Here is a 15747-nt window from a genome sequence, read left to right on the forward strand (position 1 = left end):
TGCTACTTGGCGTCGGAGTAGCGTTCCACGATCGCCGTCGTAAAAGGGAAGCGCACCGGCGTCCTGCCGAAGGCGGTCCGCCCTGCCAGGTCACCGGCGGCCCGGATCGCCTTCACGACTGCCTCGGCCTCCTCCTCGGGGCAGTGCACCACCACCTCGTCGTGCTGGAAGAAGACCAGTTCGGCCCGGAGACCGGCGGCGGCCAGGGACCGGCGCAGTGCGGCCAGGAACAGCAGCGCCCAGTCGGCGGCGCTGCCCTGCACCACGAAATTCCGGGTGAAGCGGCCACGCGCCCGGGCGTTCGACGAGGCGTAGCCCGGCGTGAACTCGCCCTCCACGGACGGCTGCTCGTCGCTCTCCTGCGGGATGCCGGCCTCGTCGTCGTCGCCGCTCCCGGCCGCCGGCGGACTGGTCCGGCCCAGCCAGGTCCGTACGAGACGGCCCTCCTCGCCCGCCTTCGCCGCGTCGTCGACATACGCCACGGCGAGCGGGAAGCGTCGTCGCAGCGCCGCGAGGTTCTTCAGGCCGTCGCCCGAGGTCTGGCCGTAGATCGCTCCCAGCAGCGCCAGTTTGGCGTGGTCGCGGTCGCCGTGGAAGGCGCGGTCCGACAGCGCCGTGTAGAGGTCGCCGTCATGGCCCGCGACCTCCATCAGGCCGGGGTCGCGGGCGATCGCGGCCAGAACCCTCGGCTCCATCTGGTCGGCGTCGGCGACGACCAGCCGCCAGCCCTCGTCGGCGACGACCGCCTGCCGTATCACCTTGGGGATCTGCAGCGCCCCGCCGCCGTTGGTGGTCCAGCGGCCGCTGACGGTGCCGCCCGGCTGGTACTCGGGGCGGAACCTGCCGTCCCGCACCCAGTCCTGGAGCCAGCTCCAACCGTGCGCCGTCCAGATCCGGTACAGCTTCTTGTACTCGATCAGTGGCTCCACCGCCGGATGGTCCAGTTCCTGCAGCTCCCAGCGGCGGGTCGACTTCACCTTGATCCCGGCCTGCGCGAACGCCCTGACCACATCGGCGGGAAGGTCCGGGCGGACCCGACGGCCGAACGCCGTGGACACCTCTTCGGCCAGCTCGGCCAGTCGGCGGGGTTCGCCGCCGCCGGCGTACCGCTCGCCCAGCAAGTCGTGCAGGAGATCCCGGTGCACGTCGGCCCGCCAGGGCAGGCCGGCCCGGTTCATCTCGGCGGCGACCAGCATGCCGGCCGACTCGGCGGCCGTCAGCAGACGCATGCGGCCGGGGTGGGCGGTGGCGTCGTGGCGGCGGAGCTGCCCCGCGTACACCTGGAGAAGCGCCTCGAAGGGGATGTCCGTGCCGGACTGCGGCTCGAAGAGGGAGGGCTGCGAGCCGGGCTCCGCGGCGCGGGAGGGGGGATCGGGGGGTACGGGGGCGTTATGGAGGCGGGCGTGGGCGGCCGCGGCGGAGCGGGGTTCGCCGAGCCGGCCCTCGTGTGCGAGGAGGAGGGACTCGGCTGCCTCGATGTCGTAGCAGCGGTCGATCCGTACGCCCGCGTCGAGCAGGCGGGGATAGATCTCGGCGGTCGACCGCCAGACCCAGCGGATGACGTCCGGGCGGGAACGGACTGCCTCCACGAGGTCGGGTTCGGTCAGGACCGGGGCGGCGGGGAGGCCGTCGGCAGTCAGCGGGGTGAGGCGGGCGCCGCCGGTCTCTGTGGTGGCCAGAGCCCAGCGTTCGGTCATGTGCGTGAGTCTGGCAGGTGGGACTGACAGTGGGGTGGGGCCGGCTGGAGGGCGGTTCCGACGGCCGGGTTCGTTCACGGCGCCGCCGGGGTCAACCCGGTCGACTGCAGGATCCGGTACGGCTGGATGGGCAGGTCTTCCGGGCCCACGAGGTGAGCGAGGCGGGTCACGTACGGGGGAATCCCGTGCTTCTGCCCTGAGCTGTCCGCGAACTCGCCCGGGAACTTGCCCGGATACAGTGGCGGTTCGCGGGCCGGGGCGCTTCGGCAGCGCTGTTGATCAGGAGCCATGACCGCCATGGCAGGGATGCCGATCGCGACTGCGGGCCCGTCTCCGTCCACAGCAGGTGAGGTGCCAGCAGGTGGGGCACCGACCGCCGTGCACGGCCACCGCAACCCGGTCGGACCGGCGCTCACCGTGATCGTGCCGATCGTCGTGGTCATCGCGATGGTCCTGATGTTCAGCAGTCACAGCCCGCGCCGACCCGCGCTCCGGTTCACCGGCGCCGTACGGCCCGCGGGAGCATCGCCGCCGCGACCGCCACCACCGCGCACACCCCGGCCGCGGCCCCCACCACCGGCCACTCCACCGACACCGTCACCGGTGCGGACAGTGAGGCGAGTGCGGCGCCCAGTCCTGCCAGGTCGACCGCGGTCACGGCCATGCCGAGCGCAGCCCCCAGCGCCACCGCGAGCAGCGTCTCCCCGGCGACGATCGCGAGGACCCGCGTGCGGGTCGCCCCGACCAGCCGTAGTGCGCCCAGCTCCGCGGACCGTACGGATCCCGCCATCAGCAGCGTGTTGGCGAGCGCGATCGCCGTGTAGACGAGGGCGATGCCCAGCACCACCAGCAGGCCGAGCCGCGTCTGCGGGCTCGAGCGCGGATGCGTGGCGGCCAGCCACTGCTGCGTCGACCGCACCGTGCCACCGGTGCCGTGCAGTGCGGCGGCGACCGCCGTCCTGTCCGCGCCGGGGGTGAGGCGTACGTCGATGCGGTCCACCGGAGCCGTCGGCGCGTTCGCCGCCGTGACATACGCGCCGTTGTTCCCCGTACCGATGGCCAGCACCGCCGCGATCCGCAGCGACACCGGGCGGCCGTCGCCGAGCCATACCCGTACCGTCGCGCCCACCGTGTGCTGTTCCCATTCCTCGTTCACGACGATCGAACGGTCGTCGAGGTCACGGACATCGCCCGCCACCACCGGCAGCCGCTCGACGGCCGCGAGCGTCTTCGCGTCGTCGACGGCCCGAGCCTCCGCCTCGATGAGCGCGGTGCCCTCCTCCCGTACGAAGACCGCGGTCGACGCGGACGCGGACAGCATCGCCCCGGGGATCCGCCGTACCTCGAGGTCCGCGCCCGTCACGACCAGATCGGCCCGGGTGTGCTCGCGCGCCTCGGCGCCCTTCGCCCGCGCCACCGTCATCGCGGAACCCGGCACCGAGCCGGCCAGCACCACTGCGATCAGTGCGGGAGCGGCCACGGCGGCCGTACGACGCAGGGACGCCGCCGCATTGGCCCGTACGAGCATTCCGGTCGCCCCGGGAAGCCGGACCAGCCGGGTCAACGGGCGTACGAGCAGCGGCGCGAGCAGGGCGACACCGGTGATCAGCACCATCGGCTGTGTCATGTACGTCTTCCGCTTCAACAGCCCGGACGGGTCTGTGACCAGCGACTTCGTCATCAGGAACCCGGCCCCCGCGAGTAGCGCGAAGCCCAGCAGCCGACGCACGGGCGGCAGCACGCCCGTGTCGATGTCGGCCTCGCGCAGCGCCTCGGCCGGACCGGTCCTGCCTGCCCGTCGCGACGCCGCCCAGACGCCGGTCAGTGCCATGGTCAGGCCGGTCCAGAACGCCGCGTGGAGCGGCCAGGCCGTGGGGCGGATGGTGAACCAGGAGGGTGCCATCTCGCCGTCGACCAGCAGCCGGGCGAGGTGAGGTGCGCCCCAGTCGCCCAGTGCGCATCCGGCCGCCGAGGCGAGGGTGCCGACCACGGCCGCCTCCACCAGCAGCATTCGCCGCAGCTGGCCGGGGGTGGCGCCCGCCGTGCGCAGCAGACCGAACTCCCGTCGGCGCAGTGCCACCGCGAAGGCGAACGTCGACGCGACGACGAAGACCGAGACGAACGCGGTGACGGAGCCCGCCGTGCCGAGCAGGGCGTTCACGGCCGACAGGGCCTCGGCGTCCCGCGCGGTCACCGGGTCGGCGCGACGGCGTTCGTCGCCGGTGAGGACCTCCGCCCGGTCGCCCACGACGCGGCGGACCTCGGCGACGGGGGCGTCCACGCCCACGGCGTCCGGGCCGCCGCCGATGTCCTGTCCGTCGCGGGCCACCGGCCCGAGCGCCGCCAGGTCGCGCAGCAATTTGATATCCACAGGGTGTGGATGAGCGAGCCTCCTGGTGACATGAGCGGTGGACGGTCCGCGCCGGACCCGCACGGTCAGCGTGTCGATGCCCTTCACCACCACCGGCGACGCGGCGAATCGCTGCGGCTTCCGGTCCGGGGCGCCGAAGGTCGAGGCGAGTCCCAGCCCCATGGTCGTGACCAGCCCCACGCCGAGTGCGAGTGCGACGAAGGTGCCGATGAGAGTGGTCCAGCGGGTCCGCAGCGCGGCCAGGGCGACGGTCAGCACGATGCCACCTCCGCGCGGTCCCTGATCGCAGTGTTCGTACGGGCCGCGCTCGTGCGCGCTGCGGTCGTCCAGGCCGCGATCCGTTCCACGGAGAGTCCGGTCAGGTCGTCCGCGATGTGTCCGTCGACCAGGAAGACCACCCGGTCCGCGCACGCCGCGGCCACCGGATCATGCGTGACCATCACGACCGTCTGTCCCTCCTGGTCCACCAGTTCCCGCAGCATCACCAGCACCTCCTGGCCCGTCGCGGTGTCCAGTGCGCCGGTCGGTTCGTCCCCGAAGAGCACCGCGGGCCGGGTGATCAGGGCCCGCGCCAGTGCCACCCGTTGCTGCTGGCCGCCGGAGAGCTCGGTGGGCCGGTGGCCCGCCCGGTCGGCGAGTCCGACCCGCGCGAGTGAGGCGCGCACCTCGGTACGGGACGGCCGGCGGCCCGCGAGCCGCAGCGGCAGCGCCACGTTCTGGGCGGCGGTCAGCGAGGGGACCAGGTTGAACGACTGGAAGACGAAACCGATCCGGTCCCGGCGCAGCAGTGTCAGCCGGCGCTCGCTGAGCCCGGTCAGCGCCGTCCCCCCGACCTCGACGGTGCCGGACGTCGGCCGGTCGAGCCCGGCCGCGCAGTGCAGGAGCGTCGACTTGCCGGAGCCGGAGGGCCCCATGACGGCGGTGAAGGTGCCGGGGCGGACGGTGAGGTCGACGCCGCCGAGGGCGTCGAGGTTCCCGTACGAGCGTCGTACGGAGCGGAGCCGTACCGCGTCGGCGGCAGCAGTGGAGGTCATGTCTTCGATCGAACCGCGCGCGGAACCTCCGGACACGACCACCAGAACCTGTATCCGCGGTAGGGCCAGGCCTACCCCGCCGCGCCGCCCTGCCTACCCTGACCTCATGGAACCGGTGATCGACCAGGCATTCGCGGCAGCCCTCTACTCGGACGGCGACGCCGGTCTCGACGCCGGTGCCTCCCTCCTCGCCGCCGATCCGGCGGCCGACGCGGAACTGGTCCGACGCGGAGAGGAGTTCCTCCGCCGGGCCTGGGAGCGTGGCTGGCAGCCCGCCGATGTCGTACGGATCGTCCGCCGCGAACTCGACGAGACCGGGGCCGGGCTCGCCGCCGGGCTGATCACCTCGGAGACCGGCCGGTACGAGCAGCTGCCGCCCCGCTGGCGGTCCCAGCTGGCCGAGCTGCCCGCGCCGCCGCCGCGGAACCGGCCCGACCGGTTCTCGTACGCCTCCGCCCTCCTCGGTCTCTACCGGCTGCTGCTCCGGCTCCCCTCGATCGAGCCGGTCGGCCCGCCGCCCGGCGCCCCCGGCCGCCTGCTCGATCTGCCGCCCGCGCACGACGAACCGCGCATGCTGACCCGGATCCGCGCGCTGCTCGCGAAGGCGGAGGCGACCGGGTTCCCGGAGGAGGCGGAGGCCCTCACCACCAAGGCACAGGAGCTGATGGCCCGGCACTCCATCGACGAGGCCCTCCTCGCCGCCCGTACGCACAGCAAGGAGGTGCCGGGCGCCTGCCGGATCGGGGTCGATGCCCCGTACGAGACGGCGAAGGCGATCCTTCTCGACGCCGTCGCCTCCGCGAATCGCTGCCGTGCCGTGTGGAACAGCGAGCTGGGCTTCTCGACGGTCGTCGGCTTCGAGCCGGACCTGGAGGCGGTGGAGCTGCTGTACACCTCCCTGCTGGTCCAGGGCACGGCGGCGATGGCGAAGGCCGAGGCGGGGCAGCGGGCCGGCGGGCGCAAGCGGACCAAGACGTTCCGTCAGTCCTTCCTGATGGCGTACGTGCAGCGGCTGGGTGCGCGCCTGGCGTCCGACACCGCCCGGGTGACCGCGGCCTCGGTCTCGGAGGGAGTTGCCGCCGACGGCGATCTGCTGCCGGTCCTGGCGGCGCGGGACGTGGCGGTCACGGACGCCGCGGACCGGATGTTCCCTCGGACGACCAGCACCCGGGTGCGCGGAGTGACGGACGGCGAGGGCTGGGCGCACGGCACGGCGGCCGCCGACCGGGCCCGGATGGGCGAGCGGCGGCCGGGCATCGACGGTCCCCGGTAGTGGGGCGTACGCGAGCGGGCGGCGCCCCGCTGCCGGCCGGATGACCGGAAATCCCCATAAGGGGCATTCCGGCTAGGCTCGGTCCATGAGCTGGCTCCGGGCGCTGAGAGAGACCGCCCGCGCGGGGCTGACGATCGAGCGGCGGCGCCTCGAACCGCTCATCGCGATCCGTGGTGCGGCCGGACTCGCCCTGGTCATCGGGGTCGGCCTCGCCTTCTTCGGGCCGGTGGTCGCCGCCAGTTCGGCGTTCGGCGCCTTCCAGGCGGCCATCGCCACCTTCCAGCGCAGCTGGCGCCCCCGGCCCGTCCTGGCCCTGGTCTCCGGTGCGCCGACGCACTGGCGGCGGAGGCCGACTACGCCCGCAGGCTGCGCCACGACCCGGTCGCCGAGTTCGACCCGGTCCCGCTGATGACCGCCCGCAGCGCGGCTGCCGTCACCCCGCGTCAGGCCCGCCACCGCCCCGCCGAACTGCATGGCTCCCGTGGCCTCGCCGAACGGATCAGGCCGGTGCTCGCCTCGCTCGCGGACCCGGCGGTGGGCGCCCCCGCCGAAGGTCCGGAACGCGGCCGGGTCCGCGAACTCCTCGCCGCCGCAGCTTCCGTACTGGACGCCGCGGCCCGCGCCATCCGGCACGGCACCCCGGAGCGCCTCCCCGCCCCCGCCGTCGCCGCCCTGAGGACCCCCGACACCGGGGCGATCCTCACCGGAGCCGCGCGCCGTGCCGCGCGCCGCCTCAGCGCGCTGCTCGCCGATGTCATCGAGACCGCCGAGGGCGACGGGACGAAGGAGGACCGGGCGGAGGCCGATGACGCGGCCGACACGATCGCCCCGCACCGCCGCCGGCCCACCCTGCTGCGGCTGGTGCCCGTCGTCCTGCGGGCGATGCGCGCCGAACTGCGCCGCGGTTCGCCGATCCTGCGGCACGCCGTCCGGGCCACCGTCGTCGTCGCCGGCGGCTATCTCATCGGCGCCGCCCTGCCGTTCGGTCACGGCTACTGGGCGCCGATGGCCGCCGTCATGGTGATGCGGCCCGAGTTCTCCCAGACGTATGCCCGAGCCGCGGGCCGGTTCGGCGGCACGATCGTCGGGGTCTTCGTCGCCACCGCCATCGTCCAGGCCACCCACCCCGGTGTCGGTCCCGCCGCCGCGCTCGCCATCGTCTGTGCCCTGCTGATGTACCTGCTGATGCGCACCGGGTACGTGGTCGGCCAGGCGTGCGTCTCCGCGTACGTTGTCTTCCTGCTCGGCATGGCGGGCGACGACTGGTCGCAGACCGTGGCCGAACGCGTCGTCCTCACCCTGGTGGGCGGGCTCCTCGCGATGATCTCGTATGCCGTCTACCCGGCCTGGGAAACCCCTCGGCTGCGCAACCGGCTCGGTGACTGGCTGGGGGCCGGGGGGGCGGTACGCCGCCAGCGCCGTCGACCAGTACGCGCATCCGGCGGAGTGCGGCCCCGAGGACGTCCGCGCCGCGCTGCTCGCCTTCCGCGAAGCCCGTGTGGCCTGGCAGGAGGCGGTCGCGAGGGCCCAGCACGAACCCGTGCGCCACCGCGGCCTCTCCCGCACGGCCGCCGAGGACGCCCAGCACGCCCTTGCCCAGCTGGGCCGGGCTGCGATGCTGATGGAGGCGCACCTGCCGGAGGGTGATGCCACCCCCGTCCCCGCCGCCGCGCAGCTCGCCGACGCGCTGCGCCGGGCCACCGGGCAGGGCGCGAAGGACGTGCGGGAGCGCCGCGCACCGCGCTGGGAGGCGGTCCGTGAGGCGCTGGAGCGGTGGGACGAGGAGGACGAGAGGCGCGGGCGAACATCCGATCCGGTCGTACGGAACGGGGCCGATCTGCTGCTGGAGTCCCTGGAGGAGTTCTCCCGGGCGCTGGACGCCGGCGTGGGCGGCCGGCCCGTGACGAGCGGTGCCGGACGGAGCTGAACGGCGCGGCACCGCTCCCGCGTCACGGGGTGGGCAGGCCCGGAAGTCCCGTCGGCAGCGCACCCGGCTCCGTCTTCGCCAGCGTGTCCTGGCCGCCGGCGTCCCACTCCACGACGATCGTCCTGCCGTCGTTGGACGCGATGGCTCCCATGGTGCGGGCGGTGTCGCCGTCGGTGCACTTCAGCGCCAGCATCACCTTGCCCATGTCCTTCACCTCGCCCGAGCAGACGTGGGCGTCGGCGACGAGCGCGGCCTTGCCGGCGGTGACGGACAGCGCGACGGCCTTGCCGTCGGTCACCCCGGCCCACGTCCCGTCGAGCGCCGCGGCGTCTCCCGCGGAACCGCTGTCGCCGCCGTCGGCGGGTGCCGAGGTGGGCCCGTCGGCAGCGCCGGTGTCCGAGTCGCTCTTCCCGCTGTCACTCCCGCAGCCCGTCAGTGCGACCGCGGCGGCCAGACCCGCGACGACGACGGCGCCGGTTCGTACGAGTGGGTGCACTTGGAATTCCCCCTTGTTGACGAAAGACCGCCCAAAGTTACCAGGGCGTGCGGATCGATTTGCGGGGCAACTCCTGCTGCCGGGAGCCAAATAGACGCTCCGATCGTCTATCTCTCCGGAGAGCGGGCAGGCGGGCGAAGGTAAAGCTGTAATCAAGAGAACACCCCGCGTGCACGTGCATCTGCTCATGCATCGGCATATGAACACAGCTATGATCCGAACCAGTTGACACTTGCACCTTGCAACTCGGGGAGCGTCCTGTGCACCACGTGTACAACGGCATGGCCGCCACAGAGCTTCGCGGAGTCGTCTGGCAGAAGAGCAGGCACAGCAACTCCCAGGGATCCTGCGTGGAGTTCGCCAAGTTGCCCGACGGGGATGTGGCGATGCGGAATTCACGCCACCCCGACGGGCCCGCCCTGGTCTATACGCCGGCCGAGATAGAGGCGCTGCTGCTCGGCGTGAAGGACGGGGAGTTCGATCACCTGATAGCGGGCGGCTGACCGCCGTAAGGGCGGAAAACGCAGGCCGTGGGCGCGGAACGCCGCGCCGGGCCTCGTGTGTCAGACGGTGTCGGAGAGCCGGAACAGCGCCCAGACAACCTTGCCGCGCGGGGCCTGCGAGCCCGCGGGCGGATGTTCCGGACCCAGTGCGGGGGACGGGTGCCAGCCCCAGCCGTCACTGAACGACTCGACCAGGAACAGGCCGCGGCCCGACTCCGCCGAGTCCGGCGCCTCGGACGCCACCGGACTCGCCTGACTGGGGTCGCGCACCGCGCACACCAGGCGTGAGGACCAGCGCATCAAGTGCAGCTTCACCGGAGCCTCCTGAGGGCCCCTCGGGACTTCCTCGGGCAGCGCATGCCGCAGCGCGTTGGTGACGAGTTCGGAGACGACCAGGGCGACGTCGTCGAAACGGTCGCTCAGTTCCCACCGGGCCAGCGTCGCCTTGGTGAACTGGCGGGCCCCACCGACGGCTTCGTACCGGGACGGCAGGGTGCAGGTGGCCGATCCGGAGGCGGCTGAGGGATCGATGGGGGGAAGCCCCTGCCGTAACGGCCCGAGCATCGTCGATCCATTCGTCCCCATGCGAGGCACTCCCGGGATTCGCGGCTGTAGCGGGACTGCGGTGGTACAGCGGCACAACACGAACGAGCACGCAGGTGCGCGGGGCCCATGGTTCCGAATGCGCTGAGCAGATGCAAGGGCAGATGCACGTGCACGCGCCGGACCTGTCCGGCCCCGTGCCGGTTCTTGCTCATTTCTTCCTGCCGGCAGTTTCATGGCTTTCTGTAAGTCTTCTCATTTCTGTAATCGAATGAGTACGGGCTGAAGCGTTTTGATGGCAGAATCCGGCTCTTGGGGTTCAGGGGGTGCCCCGATGTCCGGGAAGCGATGGGGAGGGTTGGACCAGTGGCGGCAGGCGAGTCGAGTGGATCCGTGGTGCGGCGCATCCTGCTGGGCTCTCAGCTCAGGCGGCTGCGCGACTCGCGCGGCATCACCCGCGAGGCGGCCGGCTACTCCATCCGTGCTTCCGAATCGAAGATCAGCCGCATGGAGTTGGGACGGGTGAGCTTCAAGGCCAGGGACGTCGAGGACCTGCTCACGCTCTACGGGGTCACGGACGAGGTGGAGCGCGACTCGCTCCTCGGCCTGGCGCGCGAGGCCAACGTGGCGGGCTGGTGGCACAGTTACGGAGACGTGCTGCCCGGCTGGTTCCAGACATACATCGGTCTGGAGGGGGCGGCCTCGCTCATCCGGATCTACGAAGTCCAGTTCGTCCACGGCCTGTTGCAGACCGAGGCGTATGCGCACGCCGTCGTCTCCCGCGGCATGTCCGGCGCCCCCGCCGCCGAGATCGACCGCCGGGTCGCGCTCCGGCTCGAGCGGCAGAAGGCCCTCGTCTCCGAACGCGCCCCGAGCTTCCATGCCGTGCTGGACGAAGCGGCACTGCGCCGCCCGTACGGCGAACGCGAGGTGATGCGCGCGCAATTGAGGCATCTGATCGAGATGTCGGAACAGCCGAACATCACGCTTCAGGTGATGCCCTTCAGTTTTGGCGGGCATGCCGGAGAGAGCGGCTCCTTCACAATGCTGCGATTCCCGGAATCCGACCTGTCGGACATTGTCTATTTGGAACAGCTGACAAGTGCGCTCTATCTGGACAAGGCCGAGGAAGTCGCCCAGTACGAAAAGGCGATGACGCGGCTCCACCACGACAGTCCGGGCCCCGAGGAGAGTCGTGATCTGCTCCGCGGCCTTCTCCAACTCTCCTGATTCATCAGTACGATGACGTATCAACGGGAGTCTGCACCTGCAGTAAGGGATCGCATGTCCTTCTTCAACGAGCTGGCCAACCAGTACATCGACGGTGAGTGGCGGACCGGCACGGGCTCGTGGGACATCATCGATTTCAATCCGTACAACGGGGAAAAGCTCGCCGCCATCACCGTCGCCACCGCGCAGGAGGTCGACGAGGCCTACCGTGCCGCCGAGCGTGCCCAGCGGGTCTGGGCCACCACCAACCCGTACGAACGTCGCCTCGTCCTCGAACGCGCCCTGCGTATCACCGAGGAGCGCACCGAGGACATCATCGGGGCGATCAACGACGAACTGGGCGGCACCCGGCTCAAGGCGGAGTTCGAGATCCGCTGCGCCAAGGACTTCCTGCGCGAGGCGATCCAGCAGGCGGTACGCCTCGAAGGGCGGATCCTGCCGTCCCCGGTGGACGGCAAGGAGAACCGCGTCTACCGGCTGCCCGTCGGCGTCATAGGCGTGATCAGCCCGTTCAACTTCCCCTTCCTGGTGACGATGAAGTCGGTCGCACCGGCCCTGGCCCTCGGCAACGCCGTCGTCATCAAGCCCAACCAGAACGCTCCCGTCGTCGGCGGCGGACTGATCGCCAAGATCTTCGAGTACGCCGGGCTGCCCGCCGGACTGCTCAACGTCCTGGTCACCGACATCGCCGAGATCGGCGACGCGCTGATAGCGCACCCCGTGCCCAAGGTGATCTCCTTCGCCGGCTCGGACCGGGTCGGCCGCCATGTCGGTGCGACCGCGGGCGGACTCTTCAAGCGGACCATCCTCGAACTCAGCGGCAACAGCGCCCTGGTGGTGCTGGACGACGCGGACGTCGACTACGCGGTCGACGCGGCCGTCTTCAGCCGCTTCGTCTACCAGGGGCAGGTCTGCATGGCCGCCAACCGCATCCTGGTGGACCGCTCCCTCGCACCCGAGTTCATCGAGAAGTTCACCGCCAAGGTGGCGGCGCTCAGGACCGGCGACCCGCGCGACCCCGAAACCCAGATCGGCCCGGTCATCAACACCTTCCAGGCCGACGCGCTGACCGCGCTGGTCGACCAGGCGGTCGCCGAAGGTGCCACGGCGCTCGTTCGGGGCGGCACCCGCGGCAATCTCGTCGAGCCGACCGTCCTCGCGGGGCTCCCGGACGACTCGCCGCTGCTCGCCCAGGAGATCTTCGGTCCGGTGGCGCTGCTGATGACGTTCGACGGCGAGGAGGAGGCCGTACGGATCGCCAATGACACCCCGTACGGGCTGAGCGGCGCCGTGCACACCGGGAACGCCGAGCGCGGGGTCCGGTTCGCGCAGCGAATCGTCACCGGAATGTTCCACGTCAACGACTCCACGATCGCGGACGACCCGCTGGTGGCGTTCGGCGGCGAGAAGTCCTCCGGGACCGGGCGCCTGAACGGCGACGCCACCGTGGAGGCGTTCACCACCCAGAAGTGGATCTCGATCCAGCACGGCCGGACCGAATTCTCGCTCTGATGCCCGCCTGTTGAGGACGGAAGCTGTCCGCAAGGGTCCGTAGCTTGGTCGGTGTCAGGAAGACACCGAGCGCAGGCTCGAACGGCCCTGAAGGGCGGACATCATGGTCACTCACGTTCCCGCAGAGACCCACGGCGACGAGCGCGGCGCGCTCCTCTCCTTCGTCGAGGCCCAGCGCGGCGCGATCCGGCGCTCACTGCTCGGACTCACCGAGGAGCAGGCGGCGAGCCGGCCCAGCGCCGGCGAACTCTCCCTCTCCGGGCTGCTCAAGCATGTCGCGGAGACCGAGCTGAACTGGCTGCGCCTCGCCCAGCAGCGGCCCAACGAGAAGGCCCGCACCGAAGAGACCTGGGGGGACAGCTTCCGGCTGGTCGGGGACGAGACGGTCCCGCAGATGCTGGAGTTCTCGGCGAAGGTCGCGGCGGAGACCGAGGAGTTCATCCACTCGGTGGAGAGCATGAACGACACGTTCCCGCTGCCCGAGGCGCCCTGGTTCCCGAAGGACCAGCGCTGCTCGATGCGCTGGCTGCTGATCCATCTGGTCGAGGAGATCGCCCGGCACGCCGGACACGCGGACATCATCCGGGAGTCCCTGGACGGCCGGACCGCGTTCGAACTGGTCGCCGAGGAGGCGGGCTACCCTAGTCAAAGTTGAATAGGAAGGGTGGGTGGGATGTCCGCGATCCGGCTGCTGGTCCTCGGTGCCGTGCGTCAGCACGGCCGGGCGCACGGCTATCAGGTCCGCAACGACCTGGAGTACTGGGGCGCCCACGAGTGGTCCAACGCCAAGCCGGGCTCGGTCTACCACGCCCTGAAGCAGATGGCGAAGCAAGGGCTGCTGATCGCCCATGAGGTCGCCCCGAGCACCGCGGGCGGTCCGCCCCGTACCGAGTACGAGATCACCGAGAAGGGCACCGAGGAGTACCTCGCCCTGCTGCGTGCGGCGCTGACCTCGTACGACCAGAAGATGGACGTGCTGTCGGCGGGCATCGGCTTCATCGTCGACCTGGAACGGTCCGAAGCGGTCGCGCTGCTCAAGGAGCGGGTGGCGAGGCTGGCGGCCTGGCGGGCCTCGGTCACCGAGTACTACACGCCCGAGGACGGGCCCGAGTCGCTGGGGCACATCGGCGAGATCATGAACATGTGGGTCCACTCGGCGGACGCGGGAGCCGAGTGGACGCGGGGGCTGATCGAGCGGATCGAGGGCGGCGCGTACACCTTCGCGGGGGAGGGCGATCCGTTCGTCGGGGTACTCGCCGAGGGTGAGGAGAACCCGTATGCGACCGGTGTTCCGGATCCCGGAGATCTCGACTAATCAAGTTTGACGAATGGGTTGGAGCCGGTTACCTTTCCCCATCTAGTCAAGTTTGACTAGATGGCCTGCGGTGGCGACGAGAGGGTGTGGCGAGGGTGGCGGACGCGATCGTTCTCGACGATGTGCACAAGAGGTACAGGGGCAGGCGCGCCCTGGACGGCCTCGATCTCACGGTCGGCCGAGGCACGGTGCACGCCGTGCTCGGGCCCAACGGTGCGGGTAAGACCACGGCCGTACGCATCCTGTCCACGCTGCTCCGCCCCGACAGGGGCCGGGCCGAGGTGGTGGGGTTCGACGTACGGAGCGAAGCCGGCGAGGTCCGGCGGCGGATCGGACTGCTCGGGCAGCACGCCGCCCTCGACGAGCAGCTGGGCGGGCGGCAGAACCTGGAGATGTTCGGCCGGCTGCACCATCTGGGCGCACGCCGGGCGGGTGTACGGGCCGACGGACTGCTGGCCCGCTTCGGGCTCGCGGACACCGGCCGCAAGCCGGTCAAGGAGTACAGCGGTGGTATGCGCCGGCGGCTCGATCTGGCCGCGTCCCTCATCACCGACCCCGAGGTGCTCTTCCTGGACGAGCCGACGACCGGACTCGACCCGCGCGGCCGCGCCGAGGTGTGGTCGTCGGTGCGCTCCCTGGTCGGAGGGGGCACGACCGTCCTGTTGACGACGCAGTACCTGGAGGAGGCCGACCAGCTGGCGGACCGGATCTCGCTGATCGACGGCGGCCGGGTGGTTGCGGACGGCACCGCCGACACATTGAAGGCGCGGGTGGGCGGGGACCGTATCGACGTCGTCGTCCGTGACGCATCCCAACTGGACTCCGCTGCGGCGCTCCTGACGGACGGCGCAGTTCTCGACGCCGACCGGCGGCTGATCGGGGCGCCCGCCGGGGACCGGATGGCGACACTCGCCCGGGCGGTGCGGGCGCTGCAGGAGGCGGGGATCGAGGCGGACGACATCGCGGTGCGCCGGCCCACGCTCGACGAGGTCTTCATGGCGCTCACGGGCACGGACGCGGAGGTTGCCGCATGAGTGCCATCGGTACGCGGGCCGGCATGAGCGCGGCCGGCTGGGTGCTGGCCGATTCGTGGACGATGACCCGGCGCGAACTCGCCCACTGGGCGCGGCAGCCGGTGCGGATCGTCGTCGGTCTGGCCTTTCCCGTGATGCTGCTGCTGATGTTCACGTATCTGGTCGGCGGCGGCCGAGGCGTCGACGGTGACCACGCCGAGTTCCTGGTGCCCGGCATGCTCGCGCTGACCATGGCGTTCGGCCTGGAAGCGACCATGCTCGCGGTCACCCAGGACCTCACCAAGGGCGTCATCGACCGGTTCCGCGCCATGCCGATGTTCTCCGGCTCGGTGCTGGTCGGCAGGAGCGTCGCGGACATGCTCCAGTCGGTGGCGGCGCTCGCGGTGATGACCGGCGTCGGGTACGCGGTCGGCTGGCGCTGGCACAACGGGCCCACCGCGGCGCTGGGCGCGGTCGGGCTGCTCCTGCTGCTGCGGTTCGCGATGCTGTGGACCGGCATCCAGCTGGCGATGGTGGCGGGGAGGCCCGAGATGGTGCAGGCGGTGCAGATCCTGGTCTGGCCGGTCGGCTTCCTCTCCAACGTCTTCGCGGCACCGGAGTCGATGCCGGGCCGGCTGGGCGCGGTCGTCGAGTGGAACCCGATGTCGGCGACGGCCACGGCGGTCCGCGGGCTGTTCGGCAACCCCGGCGGCTCCGGGGGTTCATGGGCGGCCGCCCATGCCGAACTTCTCGCGGTGGCCTGGCCGGTGGCGCTGATCGCGGTGTTCTTCCCGCTGGCGGTGCGGAGGTTCGCCCGGGTCGGCGGGTAGAAC

Annotated in this window: 14 protein-coding genes and 1 pseudogene; 9 read left to right on the top strand and 6 right to left on the bottom strand. The window is 71.5% G+C overall.

What is annotated here, in order from left to right; all coding sequences use genetic code 11:
* Window positions 1-2: 2 nt before the first annotated feature.
* The 4 genes from OG395_RS29775 to OG395_RS29790 all read right to left on the bottom strand — a co-directional run bounded on the left by OG395_RS29775 (window position 3) and on the right by OG395_RS29790 (window position 5102).
* Entirely contained in the window at window positions 3-1697 is a 1695-nt protein-coding gene (locus tag OG395_RS29775; RefSeq protein ID WP_327245674.1) for a bifunctional 3'-5' exonuclease/DNA polymerase, read from the bottom strand.
* Window positions 1698-1771: 74 nt separating this feature from the next.
* The gene (locus tag OG395_RS29780; protein ID WP_327245675.1) at window positions 1772-2140 is read right to left on the bottom strand and encodes a hypothetical protein; all 369 of its coding nucleotides are present in this window, start codon (window positions 2138-2140) and stop codon (window positions 1772-1774) included.
* A gap of 53 nt (window positions 2141-2193) precedes the next feature.
* Entirely contained in the window at window positions 2194-4326 is a 2133-nt protein-coding gene (locus OG395_RS29785) for an ABC transporter permease (protein WP_327245676.1), read from the bottom strand.
* A complete protein-coding gene (locus OG395_RS29790; protein WP_327245677.1) occupies window positions 4320-5102 on the bottom strand; it encodes an ABC transporter ATP-binding protein in 783 nt (260 codons plus the stop codon). Before OG395_RS29790 ends, OG395_RS29785 begins: the two co-directional genes overlap by 7 nt.
* A 106-nt stretch (window positions 5103-5208) precedes the next feature.
* Here OG395_RS29790 and OG395_RS29795 point away from each other — a divergent pair, with 106 nt between their 5' ends.
* Together OG395_RS29795 and OG395_RS29800 are read left to right on the top strand one after the other, a co-directional pair.
* Window positions 5209-6375: a DUF2786 domain-containing protein gene (locus OG395_RS29795; protein WP_327245678.1), complete on the top strand. Its 1167-nt coding sequence runs from the start codon at window positions 5209-5211 to the stop codon at window positions 6373-6375.
* A gap of 85 nt (window positions 6376-6460) precedes the next feature.
* Window positions 6461-8302 (top strand): annotated as a pseudogene (locus OG395_RS29800) (FUSC family protein).
* 22 nt (window positions 8303-8324) lie between these two features.
* On the opposite strand, the gene OG395_RS29805 reads toward OG395_RS29800, so the two are convergent.
* Complete coding sequence (locus OG395_RS29805; RefSeq protein WP_327245679.1) at window positions 8325-8798, bottom strand: hypothetical protein; 474 nt, start codon at window positions 8796-8798, stop codon at window positions 8325-8327.
* Between the two features lie 260 nt (window positions 8799-9058).
* Between OG395_RS29805 and OG395_RS29810 the strand changes: the two genes are divergently transcribed.
* Window positions 9059-9301: a DUF397 domain-containing protein gene (locus OG395_RS29810; RefSeq protein WP_037690973.1), complete on the top strand. Its 243-nt coding sequence runs from the start codon at window positions 9059-9061 to the stop codon at window positions 9299-9301.
* A 60-nt stretch (window positions 9302-9361) separates the two neighbouring features.
* Here OG395_RS29810 and OG395_RS29815 read toward each other — a convergent pair whose 3' ends face one another.
* Window positions 9362-9886 (bottom strand): ATP-binding protein, encoded by a 525-nt coding sequence (locus OG395_RS29815; protein WP_327245680.1) that lies wholly within the window; start codon window positions 9884-9886, stop codon window positions 9362-9364.
* Between the two features lie 306 nt (window positions 9887-10192).
* Here OG395_RS29815 and OG395_RS29820 point away from each other — a divergent pair, with 306 nt between their 5' ends.
* The 6 genes from OG395_RS29820 to OG395_RS29845 all read left to right on the top strand — a co-directional run bounded on the left by OG395_RS29820 (window position 10193) and on the right by OG395_RS29845 (window position 15744).
* On the top strand, window positions 10193-11074 hold the full coding sequence (locus OG395_RS29820; protein WP_327245681.1) for a helix-turn-helix domain-containing protein: 882 nt from the start codon (window positions 10193-10195) through the stop codon (window positions 11072-11074).
* Between the two features lie 54 nt (window positions 11075-11128).
* The gene (locus OG395_RS29825; RefSeq protein WP_327245682.1) at window positions 11129-12586 is read left to right on the top strand and encodes an aldehyde dehydrogenase family protein; all 1458 of its coding nucleotides are present in this window, start codon (window positions 11129-11131) and stop codon (window positions 12584-12586) included.
* A gap of 103 nt (window positions 12587-12689) precedes the next feature.
* Window positions 12690-13241 carry a DinB family protein gene (locus OG395_RS29830; RefSeq protein ID WP_327245683.1) on the top strand — a complete coding sequence of 184 codons (552 nt, stop codon included), beginning with the start codon at window positions 12690-12692 and terminating at the stop codon, window positions 13239-13241.
* Between the two features lie 18 nt (window positions 13242-13259).
* Window positions 13260-13901 (top strand): PadR family transcriptional regulator, encoded by a 642-nt coding sequence (locus OG395_RS29835; RefSeq protein ID WP_327245684.1) that lies wholly within the window; start codon window positions 13260-13262, stop codon window positions 13899-13901.
* Window positions 13902-13996: 95 nt separating this feature from the next.
* On the top strand, window positions 13997-14935 hold the full coding sequence (locus tag OG395_RS29840) for an ATP-binding cassette domain-containing protein (RefSeq protein WP_327245685.1): 939 nt from the start codon (window positions 13997-13999) through the stop codon (window positions 14933-14935).
* Window positions 14932-15744, top strand: a complete 813-nt coding sequence (locus tag OG395_RS29845; RefSeq protein ID WP_327245686.1) for an ABC transporter permease — start codon at window positions 14932-14934, stop codon at window positions 15742-15744. The genes OG395_RS29840 and OG395_RS29845 overlap by 4 nt, the downstream gene beginning before the upstream one ends.
* Window positions 15745-15747 lie beyond the last annotated feature (3 nt).

Origin of the sequence: Streptomyces sp. NBC_01320, from assembly GCF_035974375.1 — a bacterium.
Taxonomy (GTDB): domain Bacteria; phylum Actinomycetota; class Actinomycetes; order Streptomycetales; family Streptomycetaceae; genus Streptomyces; species Streptomyces yanii.